The 16,367-nt window shown below is 41.7% G+C and carries 11 protein-coding genes; 3 read left to right on the top strand and 8 right to left on the bottom strand.

Translation table 11 applies throughout. From position 1 onward, the window contains the following. Positions 1-164: 164 nt before the first annotated feature. Entirely contained in the window at positions 165-1,241 is a 1,077-nt protein-coding gene (locus BIV59_RS10665; protein ID WP_071351466.1) for a bifunctional 3-deoxy-7-phosphoheptulonate synthase/chorismate mutase, read from the bottom strand. A gap of 268 nt (positions 1,242-1,509) precedes the next feature. On the opposite strand from BIV59_RS10665, the gene BIV59_RS10670 reads away from it, so the two are divergent. After that, positions 1,510-3,669, top strand: a complete 2,160-nt coding sequence (locus tag BIV59_RS10670) for a cell division protein FtsA (protein ID WP_071351467.1) — start codon at positions 1,510-1,512, stop codon at positions 3,667-3,669. Between the two features lie 297 nt (positions 3,670-3,966). Here BIV59_RS10670 and ytxJ read toward each other — a convergent pair whose 3' ends face one another. The 3 genes from ytxJ to BIV59_RS10685 form a co-directional block, all read right to left on the bottom strand. Next, positions 3,967-4,290 carry a bacillithiol system redox-active protein YtxJ gene (gene ytxJ / locus BIV59_RS10675; protein ID WP_071351468.1) on the bottom strand — a complete coding sequence of 108 codons (324 nt, stop codon included), beginning with the start codon at positions 4,288-4,290 and terminating at the stop codon, positions 3,967-3,969. A 106-nt stretch (positions 4,291-4,396) separates the two neighbouring features. Then, positions 4,397-4,981 carry a YtxH domain-containing protein gene (locus BIV59_RS10680; RefSeq protein ID WP_083392122.1) on the bottom strand — a complete coding sequence of 195 codons (585 nt, stop codon included), beginning with the start codon at positions 4,979-4,981 and terminating at the stop codon, positions 4,397-4,399. A 30-nt stretch (positions 4,982-5,011) separates the two neighbouring features. Next, positions 5,012-5,500 (bottom strand): DUF948 domain-containing protein, encoded by a 489-nt coding sequence (locus BIV59_RS10685; protein WP_071351469.1) that lies wholly within the window; start codon positions 5,498-5,500, stop codon positions 5,012-5,014. Positions 5,501-5,943: 443 nt separating this feature from the next. Between BIV59_RS10685 and BIV59_RS10690 the strand changes: the two genes are divergently transcribed. Then, on the top strand, positions 5,944-7,059 hold the full coding sequence (locus BIV59_RS10690) for an aminopeptidase (protein ID WP_071351470.1): 1,116 nt from the start codon (positions 5,944-5,946) through the stop codon (positions 7,057-7,059). A gap of 132 nt (positions 7,060-7,191) precedes the next feature. Here the strand turns inward: BIV59_RS10690 and murC are convergent, their stop codons facing one another. The 4 genes from murC to BIV59_RS10710 all read right to left on the bottom strand — a co-directional run bounded on the left by murC (position 7,192) and on the right by BIV59_RS10710 (position 13,906). Next, positions 7,192-8,493 carry a UDP-N-acetylmuramate--L-alanine ligase gene (murC, locus tag BIV59_RS10695; RefSeq protein WP_071351471.1) on the bottom strand — a complete coding sequence of 434 codons (1,302 nt, stop codon included), beginning with the start codon at positions 8,491-8,493 and terminating at the stop codon, positions 7,192-7,194. 451 nt (positions 8,494-8,944) lie between these two features. Further along, the gene (locus tag BIV59_RS10700; protein WP_481747427.1) at positions 8,945-11,857 is read right to left on the bottom strand and encodes a DNA translocase FtsK; all 2,913 of its coding nucleotides are present in this window, start codon (positions 11,855-11,857) and stop codon (positions 8,945-8,947) included. 762 nt (positions 11,858-12,619) lie between these two features. Then, positions 12,620-13,420 (bottom strand): DUF1444 domain-containing protein, encoded by an 801-nt coding sequence (locus BIV59_RS10705; RefSeq protein ID WP_071351476.1) that lies wholly within the window; start codon positions 13,418-13,420, stop codon positions 12,620-12,622. Between the two features lie 174 nt (positions 13,421-13,594). Then, the gene (locus BIV59_RS10710; protein WP_071351472.1) at positions 13,595-13,906 is read right to left on the bottom strand and encodes a thioredoxin family protein; all 312 of its coding nucleotides are present in this window, start codon (positions 13,904-13,906) and stop codon (positions 13,595-13,597) included. A 332-nt stretch (positions 13,907-14,238) separates the two neighbouring features. Here BIV59_RS10710 and BIV59_RS10715 point away from each other — a divergent pair, with 332 nt between their 5' ends. Continuing rightward, positions 14,239-16,350 carry a methyl-accepting chemotaxis protein gene (locus BIV59_RS10715; RefSeq protein ID WP_071351473.1) on the top strand — a complete coding sequence of 704 codons (2,112 nt, stop codon included), beginning with the start codon at positions 14,239-14,241 and terminating at the stop codon, positions 16,348-16,350. Positions 16,351-16,367: the final 17 nt, after the last annotated feature.

Genomic DNA, 16,367 nt, shown 5'->3' on the forward strand with positions numbered 1-16,367 from the left:
AATAATCAACGGACTTGTACTTTATTTTATTATCATACGATAGTAGAACCCTTACTGCAATGTATGAGACCTTATTTAATCAATTTTTTAAAGCAAAACGCCCATTCATCTTGTGAAAGGGCGTTTGCGGGATCAATTATTGGATTCTTGCCTGCAGATACTTATTATACAGTGACCCAGTTCAGCTTTTGTATTTCAGCAAAGAAATCATCAAACTGATCTAAATCCATTTGCTGTGCTGAATCAGATAAGGCAACTGCCGGATCCGGATGGACCTCCGCCATGACACCGTCTGCACCAATGGCAAGGGCAGCCTTGGCTGTCGGCAGAAGCAAGTCACGCCGGCCTGTAGAATGTGTCACATCTACCATGACAGGCAAATGAGTTTCCTGTTTCAGGATCGGGACAGCGGATATATCCAATGTGTTCCTTGTTGCACGTTCGTAGGTACGGATTCCGCGCTCACATAAAATGATGTTTCCATTGCCCTGAGACATGATGTATTCTGCTGCATGAATGAATTCATCGATTGTAGCAGCAAGCCCCCTCTTAAGCAATACAGGTTTATTTACAGAACCTGCTGCTTTCAGCAATTCAAAGTTTTGCATGTTGCGTGCGCCAATTTGGATAACATCCAGGTATTCACATGCAAGCTCTATATCATTTGGATTTACGATTTCACTGATGACCGCAAGTCCATATTCATCTCCGACTTTTTTTAGAATTTCAAGGCCTTCTATGCCAAGTCCCTGGAAATCGTAAGGTGAAGTCCGCGGCTTGAAAGCCCCTCCGCGCAAAAGCTTAAGCCCTTTTGCTTTTACTGCTGCTGCAACCGTTGCTGTCTGTTCGTAAGATTCAACAGAGCATGGGCCAAAAACAAAGCTTGGAACGCCATTGCCGATTAATTCGCCTTTTAAATTCACAATTGTATCTTCAGGTTTTTTCTTCCTTGAAACCAATAAAGCCTTTTTCTGATCTTCTTCTTGAAGACCAAGCCCAAGCTTGAATATTTCTTTGAAAATGTGTTTAAGAGAGGCAGCCTCCAGAGGGCCTTCATTATTCGCTTCAATTAAATCGAGCATCTTTCTTTCACGGACGGGATCATAACGATTCACACCCTGTTTTTCTTTTACCCGGCCAATTTCCTGCACAAGCTCTGCTCTTTGATTAATTAGCTGCAGTAAGTCAAGGTTTACTCCATCAAGCTTTTCACGTAAAGCATCAAGATCTTTATTGCTCATTATAATCCATCCTTCCATAATAAAATGAGTGCTGATTCAGCCGCCAGGCTTCAAACCTGCGTGCCAGCCGGAAAATTCATATAAAATCATGCCACTTATCATTCCATTTCCGGTAACTTTTATGAAATAAAAAAATATGTTACATTTCTTATATAATTTTTAATTATTATAAATGAAAAGTAATAGAATGTCACTCATTTTTTCTTTATTAAACAAACGCTTTTAAGCGTTAAAGTATAAAAACCAAATTGAAGAAGGTGTTTTCGCAGTGCAAGAAAAACTTTTTGCTCTTGATATAGGTACAAGAACAGTAGTTGGAATTATCCTTGAAAGAAACTCAAACGGTTACAGCGTCCTTGATATTTTATCAAAAGAACATTCTGAGCGTGCTATGCTGGACGGCCAAATCCATGATGTTGTAGCCGTATCCAAGGTGATTGAAGGCATTAAAGCAGAACTGGAAAAAAAACATGGCCCCTTAAACCAGGTGAGTGTCGCTGCCGCAGGAAGGGCGCTGAAGACAGAACGCGCAAAAGTTGAAATTGATATTAAAGGCAAACCGATCATGCAGCGGGAAGACATCCTCCACCTGGAGCTTACTGCCGTCCAGAAAGCTCAGGGAGCAGCAGCCGGACAAGATGACACTCAATCAGACTATCATTACTATTGTGTAGGATATTCCGTTTTATACTATCATCTCGATGATCAGGAAATCGGGAACCTTATTGATCAGAGCGGTGAAAAAGCTTCTGTGGAAATCATTGCTACCTTTCTACCTAAAGTAGTCGTGGAGTCCCTGCTTGCTGCCTTGAAGAGGGCAGACCTGACCATGGAGGCATTAACACTTGAGCCCATTGCAGCCATTAACGTGCTCATCCCTGCCTCCATGCGCCGGCTGAACATAGCGCTTGTGGATATCGGTGCCGGAACCTCTGATATAGCCCTTACAGACTCAGGGACCGTGATTGCTTATGGAATGGTTCCTGTCGCAGGGGACGAGATTACAGAAGCTATCAGCGATGCCCTGCTGCTGGATTTTCCGATGGCTGAAACGGTTAAAAGACAGCTGAGCAGCAAAGAAGACTTTATTTCCGTAACAGATATCCTCGGATTTAGTAATGACGTGCAAAAAAGTGATGTGATTACAGAAATATCGGGTGCAATAGAGCGGCTTGCAGGCTCCATTTCTGATGAAATTCTTTCTTTAAACAATGGAAATCCGCCAAAGGCAGTCATGCTTGTGGGGGGCGGCAGCTTAACTCCCGATCTCCCAGGGCTGCTTGCCAATAAATTAAGTCTTCCTGCAAACAGGGTGGCAATCAGGGACATAGAAGCCATACAAAATCTGGTTTTCCCGGAGACAATGCTTAGTGGTCCAGAATTTGTTACACCAGTCGGCATCGCTATCGCTGCTGATAAAAATCCTGTTAAATATTTGAGTGTGATTGTTAATAATCAAACCATCCGATTATTCGACATGAAAAAGATGACGGTGGGAGATTGCCTGCTCACTGCGGGAATCAAATTAAATAAATTATACGGAAAGCCCGGAATGGCCATGATTGTCCAATATAACGGCAACTCAGTGACCATCCCAGGAAGCCATGGCTCTAAACCCGAATTATCACTTAACTCTATGGAGGCTTCACTTGCGGATGAGGTATCTGAAGGAGATGTGATAACTGTTATAAAGGGACAGGACGGGATGCAGGCCAACTATTCTATCGCAGAGCTTGCCGACCACATACCTCATAAATCTGTCTTCATTAACGGTGAAAGATATATAGCTTCAGCAGAATTAATCAGAAATGGCCTGCCAGTTACAGGTGCAGAACCGCTTGGTGATCATGATGTGATTGAATGTAAGATGCCTGAAACCATCTCATCATTGCTTTCCCTATTAAAGCTAAAAGATTTATTAAAGAATATTCACCCTTTTACTATACAGCTTGATGATAAAACAATCAGACTGCCGGCATACTCCCATAAGCTGAAGAAAAATGGAATGGAAGCAGACATTTATGATTCCTTTGAAGATGGAGATGAATTAATAGTCATTGCACAACAGCCCCCAGTAGCACAGGATTTACTTAATGATATAAACTGCCAGTCCGAGTATTCAATACCCATTTCTTTTAACGGCAAAAAAATGTCCCTTTCCAAAAAACTCTCGGAACTCCATCGCGACGGAGAACCATTAGGCGATCATGACGAAATAAAGAACGGAGATATATTGACGCTGATCCAGTATAAGATGGAGCCGTTTATCTTCCAGGATTTATTCCGCCATGTTGAAATTGAAATGCCCAAGGATTCAAATGGACGTTTTATTCTTATAAAAAACAATAAAGAAACCAGCTTTCATGAAACCGTCTCACCTGGGGATGAACTTAAAATCCTGTGGCCAACCGCCATGAAAAACTTCTGATAGCCCATATAAAAGGCTGTTTTCGTAAACTTTTCGCTTTGGAACAAGTGGTTGATTTCCGCTCCAGGATGCTTTGCTTTCCGCGGGGCGTGCGCTGAGCCTCCTCGACTTGCGTCTGCGGGGTCTCACCTGTCACGCTGATCCCGCAGGAGTCTCCGCACCTTCCGCTCCAATCAACCTGCCATAACATTGGAATTGCCTTGAGAACTATTTAAGTAACAACAATCTTTAAGAAAAGAGCCCAATAAAAAGATGCATCCTGCTGAAAAGCGCGGATGCATCTTTTTACCTCTGAAGTTACTGAACTGCTTTTGTTAAGGATTCATTGGTTATTCTGCTGTGAGAGGCATTCCATACTGGTTCTCCATTTTTAAATAGGATAGCCTGGGGAGATTCATGCCTGATATTGAATTTGTCTGCAATGTAGGAGGAAAGAGGCCGCGCCTCCTGTACAGCCAAATAAGCCGTATTAATGGCTTCATTTTCTTTAACAAAACGTTCATACTCACTAAAAGCCGCGCCGCTTATCGGGCATGTCAGGCTATGCTTAACAAGCAAAAAACTGTCCTGTTTCAGCAATTCTTCAAATTGCTCCTGAGAATCAATTTTACGTGCATTCATTTTTGAACTTCTCCCTTCAGTCATGCAAGATTTACCGCATGGGAAACAAACAAATGGCGGTGAAGCTATGTTATCACTTCACCGCCATTACTTTCAAATTCACTGCTTACTTGTTATATTTATTCTCTGTTTCTTCAAATGCCTTCTTCGTTTCATCAAGTTTTAGCTGTGCTGCATTTTTATTGCCGCTTGAAAGATCCGCACTGCTGCCTGATGACGCATTGTCTGATGAATTGTAGGACGTTTCTACAGAAGTAATTGGAGAGCTTGATTCACCTTGTGTGCCGGTTGATGTTTTCCTCGTAGCATTCGATTCGCCTGAACCCGTCTCTTTATCACCGGTTTTTAAGCTTTTCACTTTGTTCATAAGGTCAGCAGACTTGCTGGTTACAAGTTCTGAAACAGTGCTCGTTTTGTCTTTTGCTGTGCCTGCAATAGTCGTGCCTCTTTCCATAGCTGCCTGGCTGAGCTTTATCGTTTTGTCTGAAATATTTTTTGCCTGGACATTGAAATCGCTTCGCAGCTCTTTCCCGGCTTTTGGAGCCATGAATAGTGCTGTAGCAGCACCAACCATCCCTCCGACAAGCGCTCCAATGATGAAATCCTTCGAACTGCTTGATTCGCGGTCTGCCTCATATGTTTTTTGGTAATCCCTCGTATATTCCTTTGGCTGATATTCTTTTTGAGTCATTTTCATTCTCCTTCCAGTTTTCATATTTTTTTAATATCTGGATCTTAAGAATTTTTTCTTTGGCAATTCATCTGAAAGGCCTTCAACAGGCACTGAAGATGCTGGCTTGGACTTTCTTGCTTTCCATTTGTCCTTGATTTCCAAGGCTACATTGCTCCATTGTACGATTTGCGATATTTTTTCCTGGTTGTTGTCAATTTCAAATTGAACCTTTTCAGATACCTTCTGCATGGAAGTGTTAAAGCTGGAAATGGAGTTTCCAACACCCTTAACCGCATTTACCACTGTATTCAGGTTTTCTGATTTATGCTGCAAATCTTCAGCAAGGGCATTTGTTTTATGAAGGAGCTGAGTAGTTTCCAGCGATACTCCCTGCATTTGCCCTTCCAGCCCTGTCAGTGTCTGCGCAACACTGTCAAGCGTCACCTGCAGGGATTTCAATGTTCTGGACAGGAAAATCACAAGGACTAAAAATGCGACTGCTGCCACTGCTGCACTCAAATATAATATAATCTCCATGGGGCACCTCCAATTTAAAAAATTCAGTACATTATGTACTAGCAACTTGTATGTTTAATACCCTTTCCCTTTTATTATAAACGTATTTATTTTTTCAATATAGCCTAAAAAAAATCCTTCTTTTTGTATTAATTTTTCTCAGGTTTGTTTAATCAGTCTGCTGATTAATGCACTCTAAGCGGAATTGCCTGCCTTGTTCCCGGGTTATTCTTCTTACATCCGAAGACCTGCAGGCTCAAAGACTGTGTGGAAACCCTGCCAGCTCTCCCAGGGAATCTTGTTTTCTGCCCGAAATCAGCCTGCAATGACCATGTAATTTTCTTAAATGACCCCATGATCAAGACAGTCTGCCTATTTTACTTCTAATTCCGAAATATTTATTGTAGCAGAATTCAAAGAATCGGTTACAATAGAAAGGAATCGTTAATATTGGAGGCTGTATAATGAAAGATCCCAGAATTGAAAAACTAGCGAAAAACCTTATCAACTATTCTGTTAAGCTGCAAAAAGGTGAAAAGGTTCTTATTGAGAACTTTGGCCTGCAGCGCGAGCTTGTCAATGCCCTTGTAAAGGAAGCCTATGCTGCGGGCGGATATCCATTTGTGCTGCTGAAGGACCATAAAGTAGACCGGTCGTTATTAATGGGCGCACAGGAAGAGCAGTTCAATTTAATGGCCCAGTTCGAAGCGGATGTAATGAGCAAGATGGATGCTTACATCGGTCTTCGCGCCGGAGATAACATTAGTGAGCATGCTGATGTTCCTGCAGAAAAAATGGCCATTCACGGAAACACCATCGGCAAAAAAGTACATAGAGAAATCCGTGTTCCAAAAACAAAATGGGTGGTACTGCGCTACCCAACCAATTCTATGGCTCAATTGGCCAAAATGAGCACAGACGCTTTTGAAGACTTTTATTTTGAAGTATGCAACCTTGATTATGGAAAGATGAGCGAAGCAATGGATGCTCTTGCCGGCTTAATGGACAAGACCGACAAAGTTCGTATTGTCGGGCCTGGAACAGACCTTGCATTTTCCATAAAAGATATTAAAGCCATAAAATGCGCAGGAGAATTAAATATTCCGGACGGAGAAGTGTATACGGCTCCTGTCAAGGATTCGGTCAACGGCGTAATCACCTACAATACTCCTTCTCCTTATCAGGGCTTTACTTTTGAAAATGTAAAGCTTACGTTTAAAGATGGAAAAATTGTTGATGCCAGGGCAAATGACACACAAAGGATTAACGAAATTTTCAATACAGACGAGGGTGCCCGCTATGTGGGTGAGTTTGCCATCGGTGTTAATCCATTTATCCAAACTCCGATGCAGGATATCTTGTTCGATGAAAAAATTGACGGAAGCTTCCACTTCACTCCGGGCCAATGCTATGATGATGCTTATAATGGCAATCAGTCAAACATACATTGGGATCTTGTGAATATCCAAAGGCCTGAATACGGCGGCGGGGAAATCTACTTTGACGATGTTCTGATCCGCAAAGACGGCAGATTTGTCATCCCGGAGCTTGAGAAACTAAACCCGGAAAACTTAAAATAATTTTAGCAATAAAAAAAGGAAATCCCTCGGGATCTCCTTTTTTTATTGCTATTTTGAGTACAGAAGGCATAGTGCGCCTTCTATGGCCGAAACCCTATTTGCCTTGCGAGCTGAACAAGGCGGTTGCGCTTTTTATACTTCAAGCAGTTTTTCGTATGCGCTTTGGAATTTTTGGATGTCTCCAGCGCCCATGAATAAAATGACGCTGTGTTCATGTTTCTTCAAGAGGTCTGTATTTTCTTCGGAAAGCAATTCAGCACCAGGAATTTTTTCCTGAAGGTCTTCAATAGACAATTTCCCCTGGTGTTCTCTTGCAGAGCCAAATATTTCACAAAGATACACTTTGTCTGCCAAGTTCAAGCTTTCGGCGAATTCAGCAAGAAATGCTTGTGTTCTTGAGTAAGTATGCGGCTGGAATACGGCGATGATTTCACGGTCCGGATATTTTTGCCGTGCTGAATCAACCGTAGCCTCTATTTCAGTTGGGTGATGTGCATAGTCATCAATAATGATCTGGCCGCCTGCCTCTTTTTCAGAAAAACGGCGCTTCACTCCTCCAAAGGTCAATAATTCTGCTTTGACAGTTTCCGTATCCAGATTTTCATACTGGCAAAGGGCGATGACTGCCAGGGCATTTAAAACATTATGTTTCCCGAATGCAGGAATTGTGAATGTGTCATAAAGTGTATTTCTGACATGCACTTCAAATGTTGTTCCTTTTTCAGAAACTGAGACATTGCGTGCCTGGAAATCATTTTCTTCTGCAAATCCGTAAAAAATGACTGGAACTTTCGCCTGTATGCTTTGCAGATGCTCATCATCTCCGCATGCAATGATTCCCTTATTAACCTGTAGGGCCATTTCCTGGAATGCCTGGCATACATCTTCAACATTTGCAAAGTAATCAGGATGATCGAAATCAATATTGGTCATAATTGCATAATCCGGATAGTATGAAAGAAAATGACGGCGGTACTCACACGCTTCAAAAACAAAATACTCAGCGTCTTTTATGCCTTTTCCTGTTCCATCCCCAATTAGATATGAGGTCGGCTTTGCGCCGCCCATGACGTGGGCCAGCAGTCCAGTAGTCGATGTTTTGCCATGAGCCCCTGTGATCGCAACACTGACAAAATTCTTCAGAAAATCTCCAAGGAAACGATGATATCGGATTACTGGCAGTCCAAGCTCCATCGCCCGGACAATTTCCGGATGTGTGTCAGGAAAAGCGTTGCCCGCTACAATCGTCATATCCGGCTGTATATTTTCCTCATTAAAAGGAAGAATTTTTATTCCTGCTTTTTCTAAAGCAACTTGTGTAAAAAACTTTTTTTCATAGTCGGAACCTTGAACCTGTAAGTTCATATCATGAAGCACCTGTGCCAGCGCGCTCATTCCTGAACCTTTAATACCAACAAAATGGTAAACAGTCATATATAGAACCTCCACCAATCGTCTATCTGTATGACAGTATATGACGTCATCTTTTTATTTGCGTTTTTCTCTGAACGCTGTGCAAGCCTTCAGAAACACCGCTTTTTTTGAAAATCTTTACTTGTTTAAATGGCTAATGAGTTTGGCTGCAATCAACAAAGATTAATTATACCACCTTTTGCTTAAATCAGCCATGTTAGGATAATCCAGCTACAATCAAAAAAAATCTGCACCCTGCACAAATTTCCTGCTTATTATTATATACACTAAAACTAAAGTGGTTCAGAGACGGCTTTTTGCTTATGGCTCATTAATCCAGCCCATTCATTTCCGCTGCAGGCACCAGCATCCGCAGGGTTTTGGGAGGCCTCTCGTCCTTTTTGGTCTGCGGGGCCTCCCGTCATCTGCACTTGTACAAGGAGTTTCGCTCCTTCATTTCCAAACCTTTTTTTCAGGAATTAGTTTCCAGAAGAAATTCCAGCTCGTCCTCTGAAATCAGGACATCCCTTGGCCTGCTGCCTCTCGATTCGGAAATAACACCTTGTTTTTCCATCATTTCCATCAATCTTGCCGCACGGTTATATCCTACCCGGAATCTCCTCTGCAGACTCGATGTTGAAGCATTATTCTGATGGACTACAAATTCGCAGGCTTCAAAAAATAATTCATCCGTTTCCTCGGATATCTGCGCTTTATTCAGCAGCTCATCTTGCTCAAATAAATAATTCGGCTTTTGTTCCCGTTTAACATGATTAACCACTTGGTCAATTTCTTCATCACTGACAAATGTTCCCTGCAGTCTTACAGACTTGGAAGATCCGTTCTCAGCAAAGAGCATGTCTCCCCTTCCCAGCAGTTTTTCAGCTCCGCCGCTGTCAAGAATGGTCCGTGAATCAACCTGTGAAGAAACAGAGAAAGCGATCCGTGTCGGAATATTTGCTTTGATTAGCCCTGTAATGACATCAACGGAAGGCCGCTGTGTTGCAACAATCAGATGAATGCCGCATGCCCTGGCCTTTTGTGCAATCCTTGAAATTGCTTCTTCAACATCTGCCGGCGACATCATCATCAAATCGGCAAGCTCATCAATGATGACTACTATATATGGCAGTTTGATGGAATATTGCCCCGCTTTTTCAGCATTATCGTTAAAACGGCCTATATCCCGCACCCCTGCATGCACAAACAATTCATACCGCCGCTCCATTTCCTCAACTGCCCATTTTAATGCGGCAGTGGCAGCTTTTACATCCGTGATTACCGGGCTGACAAGATGAGGAATGGAATTATACGGAGCCAGTTCAACCATCTTTGGATCAATTAAAAGCAGTTTAAGCTCCTGCGGTGTAGCTTTGTATAATAAGCTGACAAGCATCGTATTTATGCATACGCTCTTTCCTGAACCAGTTGCTCCGGCAATAAGTCCGTGAGGCATTTTTCTTAAATCCGTAATGATTGGCTGCCCCGATATATCAAGGCCAAGCGCCACACTTAATGGAGAATCATCTTGCTGAAAGGCTTGGCTTTCAAGCACTTCCCTTAAAAATACCGGCTTGCTCTTTCTATTCGGAATTTCAATTCCAATGGTATGTTTTCCAGGTATTGGCGCTTCCATCCGGATATCCTGTGCAGCAAGGCTGAGCTTGATATCATCCATCAGATTAGTGACTTTGTTGACTTTAACACCTGGCTCAGGCTGAACTTCAAAACGGGTGACAGCAGGACCCTGGGTAACATTTACAACAGCTGCCCGGACATTGAAATTCTTAAGGGTTTCATTCAGCAGCAATGCCTGCTCATCGAGCCAATACTCATCACTTTCTGCTTCTATTGCAGGAGTAAGCAAATTAATATCAGGGAAAACATAATACGGATTTTCTTCCAATGGATTCTCACGTTCCTGATCTGAATCTCCAATTATACTTTTCTCCTGCAATACGCCTGCAGGTTCTAATTCATGATCCTCAGATATTAGCTCAGTATGGATATCTTCAGATTCAAAGACAATGTTTTCAGGCTTCTCATCCTGATTAATGGCTTCCGCTGCTGATGGGAGAACAGAAGGAACACCTTCAAAAACATCCGTCAGTTCTTCCCTTTCTGCGACAGCTGCTGCAGCTTCCTCTATGCTTTCCAGCGCTTGCGCATTTGCTGCAATTTTCTGTTCTGACTCCCGTTCTGCAGCTTGTTTTGCTGCGATTGGACTAGGGCTTTTTTTTTCAGTAAAGCTGTTAAAGAAATCCAGCTTTTTTTTATCCTGCTTCAGCATAACTACATTAAAAGGAAGATGTTTTTTTGGAGCCTGAATTTCGTCCGCTTCCAAACGCCTTGCTTGATCAACCTCTTCTATGGACTGCAATGCTGCCGGTTCTTCTGTTTTTTTCGGTAAATTTTCCGTTTCTTCAGGAATGATTGCAGCCGATATGCTTTCCTGCACTGCATCCGATTCATAGCCAATTGTATCTTTAGCTGCGGATGGCAATTCCTCTGAAGGCATCACCATTTCTTGATCGTTCTCCGGCACTTCTGGGGCTCGATTTTGTTCTGTATGATTCATAGAAAAGGAAGTCGGCTGAATTTGGGAAACTTCAGCTGCCGTGTTTTCCTGGACAGAAGTTTCATTAACAGGCTGAATTATTAATTCCTCCTGGGCCGATTTTTCAGGATTCTCCTCTATTGCTTCTGATGCATCATTCTTCTTATCTTCCAGGCTGCGAAGATAAGCGGGTACTTCTATGTCTGTATTGGAAGCAAACTTGCTTTTCAGCTCATACTCAATGGCTTCCTCTTTTTTGACAGGCGGTTTTTCAGGCCGCTGTTTGTACCCGTAAATAGGAGAAGGAATTTCGGTTGGCCTGAAGGGAACATTAGATGGAATAATTTTGTTTGATAATTTCTTTTCTGCTGCTGCTTTTGCAAAGCCAGGATTTTTGCTTTCTTCCTTTTGGCTTCTTTCCATGTTAAATGGAGTCTTTCTTTGATCTTTATTAAGTTTTGCTTCCTGTTTATTATCCTCTATCCCCCGTTCAGGCCTGCGTCTTCTGGCCGGTTCGCTTTTTCTTTGCACCTGCTTTTTGACAGGATCTCTCCGGTCTGGAATGACAGGGAATTTAAACTCCCCTTTGGGATATTGAAACAGGATTTTTGTATTTGGCTCCCTCTGATTTCTTGAAGCTTGATCGAAAAGTTTCTTTTCCTTTTGCTTTTGCTTTTCTTTTTCGAGGTTCTGTTCCTCCTGATAAGCTGAAAAATCCATTGTCTTAAGCTTTTCTTCATCAATAGGCTCGTCTATGATTATTTCTTCTATCTCTATAATTTCTTCTTCATCCTGAAACCAATTTTTAATTTTATTTAGCCATTTCAAATCTATCACTCTTTCCACTAGCTTGTCGTTCAATTATTAATTCTAACAGTATTTTTAAAAATATCGAGTAAAAATAAAATAATAGGAAAATATATGGAATCCCCCCTGTACAAAGGAGGGGACTTTTATAACTAAGCTCTTTGAGCCCTCCCCTATTAAACCCCTCTTCTATCGTTTATAAACCTCTTTTTTTATTTCGATATAATTTTTTTAAATGAAATAGGCTGCATTTTCATTAGTTTTACATATAAATGCCCCTGCTAAAAGTTATAATTTTAATAATAATAATCCTATAAAGACTATTTACTATTTAAAAATGAATCCTATGATGCACCTTTTACGGAATGTCCCGAAAATAAAGGTCCATTAATCTTGGCTTTTACATGGCAAAATAAAAAGGCTGCTGACATGCATCAGATCTCTGATGCGTGTCAGCAGCTAAAAACTTCCATTAAATAGAGTGTTCCTCAAGTTATTGGGCTGTTTTCGTAAACTTTGTTGCTATGGAACAAGAGGTTGATTTCCGCTCCAGGATGCTCGTTTTCCACGCAAGCGGTGAGCCTCCTCGGCTCCGCCTGCGGGGTCTCACCTTCCCGCTAATCCCGCAGGAGTCTCGCACCTTGCACTCCAATCACTCCGGTTTAATAACAGGTTCGCTTCACAGAACAATTAAAAAAACAACAATCTTTAAGAAAAGAGCCATTTATTAACACCATGAGGAGAAATATTCCCCCAGAAGAAGAAAAAGAGGGTTACTCACCATTATTCCTCGCGCTTTTTGTTTCTCCCTAATATGAATACCGGTTCGAGCCCCTCATCTTCATATAAAAAGGAAAGGGCAGTAATTGGAACATGTCCGCTTGCAAAGAAGCTCATTGCCATTTGGGCAAGAACATCATACCCTGTATCATTTTCTATATCACCGATGATGATTACATCCTGATGGGGAATGGCAACTGTCATTGTCCCCTTCATTTTGCCCTTCATTTCCTTCAGCCACGATTCATTTAATACCCTGCTTGCATCATACCCATCATTGGTGTTCAAGAAATGAAAAGTATTTCCTGCCACAGAATCTGATTTCAGGCGAATCGGAAGTGAACGGACATTAAACCTTGCAATCTGGCGAATTTGTTCTTTTTCCCACTTTTCCCGGCTGATCATTTGTTCATCAATCAGCCTGTATGTGTTCCCAAGGTCTAGGGCATAGTACACCCTTGTTTCAGCTGTATGCTCATCAAATAAAAAAGGATTTCCCTCAGAAGCTTCATCCGGAAACGAAGTGGAGCGTATGACCGGAAAAATGCTTTTTTCTTTTCCCTTCAAAGAATGCATTTCTCCCATAACGTTCAAGGCTTCATTTACATAATAAACCACTTCATCCGCAGCCTTCTCACCCTCATTCTCCCAATTCGCAATCACCCTTGGAAGATCGATAGTGATACCTTTTTCTGTTAAAGTATTTTCAATCCGAAGAGTATCCTTTTCACTGTTGAAAGCAAAAGTGCGTTCCGGACTATCAAGGCGTTCCTGCAGCAGTTCCGTCATTAATTTGCTGTTCATTTTCATACTCTAACCCCCTTGCCAAAGAAAACTTCATAAATCATAAAAACAGGCTGGCCCGAAAATGTGCCAGCCGCCTATGTTCCCGGACAGGCAAGCATTCCCATCCAGAGGGTCACTCCCTGCCTGCCAGTATGTCAGCTTACAGCAATTTCTGCTGCTGAAAGCTCAGTTTTACAGCGATTCAATGAAGTCTTCGATTTGCTCCTGTGTTTTTCGGTCTTTGCTTACAAAGCGGCCCAGTTCCTTGCCGTTATCATAAGCTATGAAACTCGGGATGCCAAACACATCATTGGCTGCGCAAACATCAATAAATTTATCACGGTCAACATGTATAAAGGTATACTCGGAATATTTAGCTTCAATTTCCGGAAGAACCGGATCAATAAAACGGCAATCTCCGCACCATTCTGCAGAAAAAAGGAAAATATGCTTTCCATCATTTTTTAAAACATCATACTGTTCAATCGTTTCGAGATTTTTCATTTGTCGTTCCTCCAGCTATTAAGTAGTGTGCAGCATTTAATATAAAATAATCATATCAAATTATGATGAATTCAACCAATCATACGCATATGAACAGAAGCTGCCTATGCCTTATTTTCGCTTTATTGAACCGCAGGGCTGAAGAAAGCCACTTATCTCCATGCCAGGAGGCAAGTTATAGGGACTAAAAAAAGTTAAAAATTAAAATATAGTTAATATTTCATAAATTCTATTAGTTTTCTGGAATTCTGTCCGATAAAAAGGGTATATAGTCCCGCCGATCCATTACTAGTGCATCAGGCTTATCAAAAAAACAAAACAGGGAGGACCCAATGAAAACGATCAGAGCCAAGATTAGACTAATAATCTGTATGTCAGTTGCTGGCGCAGTATTATTATCCGCATTCAATATGATTGCCTCCAACACACAAAACGATGTACGCAGCCAGGAAAAAATCTTCAACAAAGCAGTTGGGCAAAGCAAGGACGTAAAATATGAAATGGCGACCACCCGAAAATTCGAAAGGCAATATTTAAAGAATCCCCAAATCGCAAGCAGTAAATTAGTTACACAAAGCATTAGCAAAGTGCAATATGAAGCAGCTTCACTTAAGGAGGACTACAAATCAAATCCTAATATCTCTAAGCAATTCAAAGTTATTGAGGATAGCGCCAAAGCCTACTCAAAAAGCTATGCAAAACTGATCTCTACATATGAAATGATAGGGTACAACGACAGTGAAGGCATTTCCGGACAGATCACCCAGTTTGGAGATGGAATGGAAAAGGCACTGTCAAAAACAAAAAATAAAAATTTGGAAGAACAATTCCTTTTTATACGCATGTATGAAAAACAATATCGTAAAACAAACGATCAAGAGGCCTTCAGTGAATATAACACCAGAATTTCAGACTTCCAAAACAGCCTGAACAGCTCAAGCCTTTCTGCGGCAGTAAAAAAATCTCTTGCACAAACTCTGCAGAACTATACAAATGCCATGAGCTCTCTCGTTGCCGGGTATTTAAAATCCAAAGAATTATCTGTTGCCTTTGATTCAACAGGACAGGAAATCGAGAATGCAGCTGCTGAATTAGAAGCCATTGTAGGCAAGGAACAGGCAATACTTGACCAGAAGATGCAGGACAAAACAAAAAATTTCGCCTTTGCTTCGCTTGTTATCAGTATCCTGGTTATTGTCACTCTCATTACAGTGGGAATTGTACTACTAAGAACGATTCAATCATCTATTGCTGCACTTAAGACAGGTGCTGAAAAAATCGGCAGCGGAAATCTTAATCACCGGGTCATCATGAAAAGAAAAGATGAAATGGTCGCACTTGCAGCAACATTTAATAGGATGGCTGAAATGGTAAGGAATTCCCTGACAGGTGTCAGAAGCTCTGCCGATAAGCTGAACGCCTCCTCACAGCACCTTGCCGCCATATCGGAAGAAACCTCTGCACAGTCCAATCAAGTAAACGTGTCGATTAAACAAGTGGCTGCAGGTGCAACACATCAATCTGCCGAGCTTGAAGAAAGCAATGCAATCATGAAAAGTGTTTCCAGCTCCATTCAGCAAACCGAGCAGGTCAGCCGCGAAATTGCTGCAGAAGCTGAAGAAACGGAAAAAGAAGGCCAGGAAGGACTCAGCACAGTTGAAAGCCTTCAGGAAACATCCGAACAATTTTTAGGGCTCGCCAATCATTTAACCGTTCAAATCCAGAGCGCTTCAGAAAAATCACGCAGCATATCAGGCATCATCGGGACTATCCAGGAAATTGCAGAAAATACAGACCTGCTTGCCCTGAACGCAGCCATCGAATCAGCCCGCGCAGGTGATGCAGGCCGAGGTTTTGGGGTAGTGGCCAAGGAAGTAAGAAAGCTTGCTGAACGTTCAAAGAAAGAAGCGCAGTCCATTCAGGATCTTATTCAGACGATGAATAAACAAATGGACAAGCTGATGTCAGAGGCTCAAAAATTCAATGAATATAAAACAGTCCAAAGTAATTCTGTCGCTTATACAAAACAAGCATTCGAAAAAATCGTAGAACATGTAACCAGAATAAGTTCAAAAATTTCCAATGTGCAGCAATCCATCAATTTAGTTCAATCTTCCAACCATACACTTGCTGAGAAGATGGCAGAAATATATCTTATTTCCGAACAATCCGCCGGAGCCTCACAGGAGGTCAGCGCTTCAAGCGAAAGCCAGCTATTGGCGATCCATCAAGTCAATGAAGCCGCTTCTGAGCTGAGCTTCATTGCTTCTGACCTTCAATCCGTTGTATCTCAATTCGACTTGGATGGAACTGGAGAAGCACCTGATAACAAAAAATCTAAAAAACCAAAGAAAATAAAAATTAAGAAGCCGCTTTTAAAAAAACCTGCATTTTTCAAAAGAAAACAAAAGGGAAAAGATCGAGCAGGAAAAAAAATATCCTAAACAGAACGAGCCCGGGA

It is taken from the genome of Bacillus sp. MUM 13 (genome assembly GCF_001866725.1).
Lineage (GTDB): Bacteria > Bacillota > Bacilli > Bacillales > DSM-1321 > Peribacillus.

Coding starts and splice junctions, on each gene's coding strand:
- BIV59_RS10665 (WP_071351466.1), bottom strand. CDS start 1,241: ATGAGCAATAAAGATCTTGATGCTTTACGTGAAAAGCTTGATGGAGTA.
- ytxJ (WP_071351468.1), bottom strand. CDS start 4,290: ATGAATGCACGTAAAATTGATTCTCAGGAGCAATTTGAAGAATTGCTG.
- BIV59_RS10680 (WP_083392122.1), bottom strand. CDS start 4,981: ATGACTCAAAAAGAATATCAGCCAAAGGAATATACGAGGGATTACCAA.
- BIV59_RS10685 (WP_071351469.1), bottom strand. CDS start 5,500: ATGGAGATTATATTATATTTGAGTGCAGCAGTGGCAGCAGTCGCATTT.
- BIV59_RS10690 (WP_071351470.1), top strand. CDS start 5,944: ATGAAAGATCCCAGAATTGAAAAACTAGCGAAAAACCTTATCAACTAT.
- murC (WP_071351471.1), bottom strand. CDS start 8,493: ATGACTGTTTACCATTTTGTTGGTATTAAAGGTTCAGGAATGAGCGCG.
- BIV59_RS10705 (WP_071351476.1), bottom strand. CDS start 13,420: ATGAACAGCAAATTAATGACGGAACTGCTGCAGGAACGCCTTGATAGT.
- BIV59_RS10710 (WP_071351472.1), bottom strand. CDS start 13,906: ATGAAAAATCTCGAAACGATTGAACAGTATGATGTTTTAAAAAATGAT.
- BIV59_RS10715 (WP_071351473.1), top strand. CDS start 14,239: ATGAAAACGATCAGAGCCAAGATTAGACTAATAATCTGTATGTCAGTT.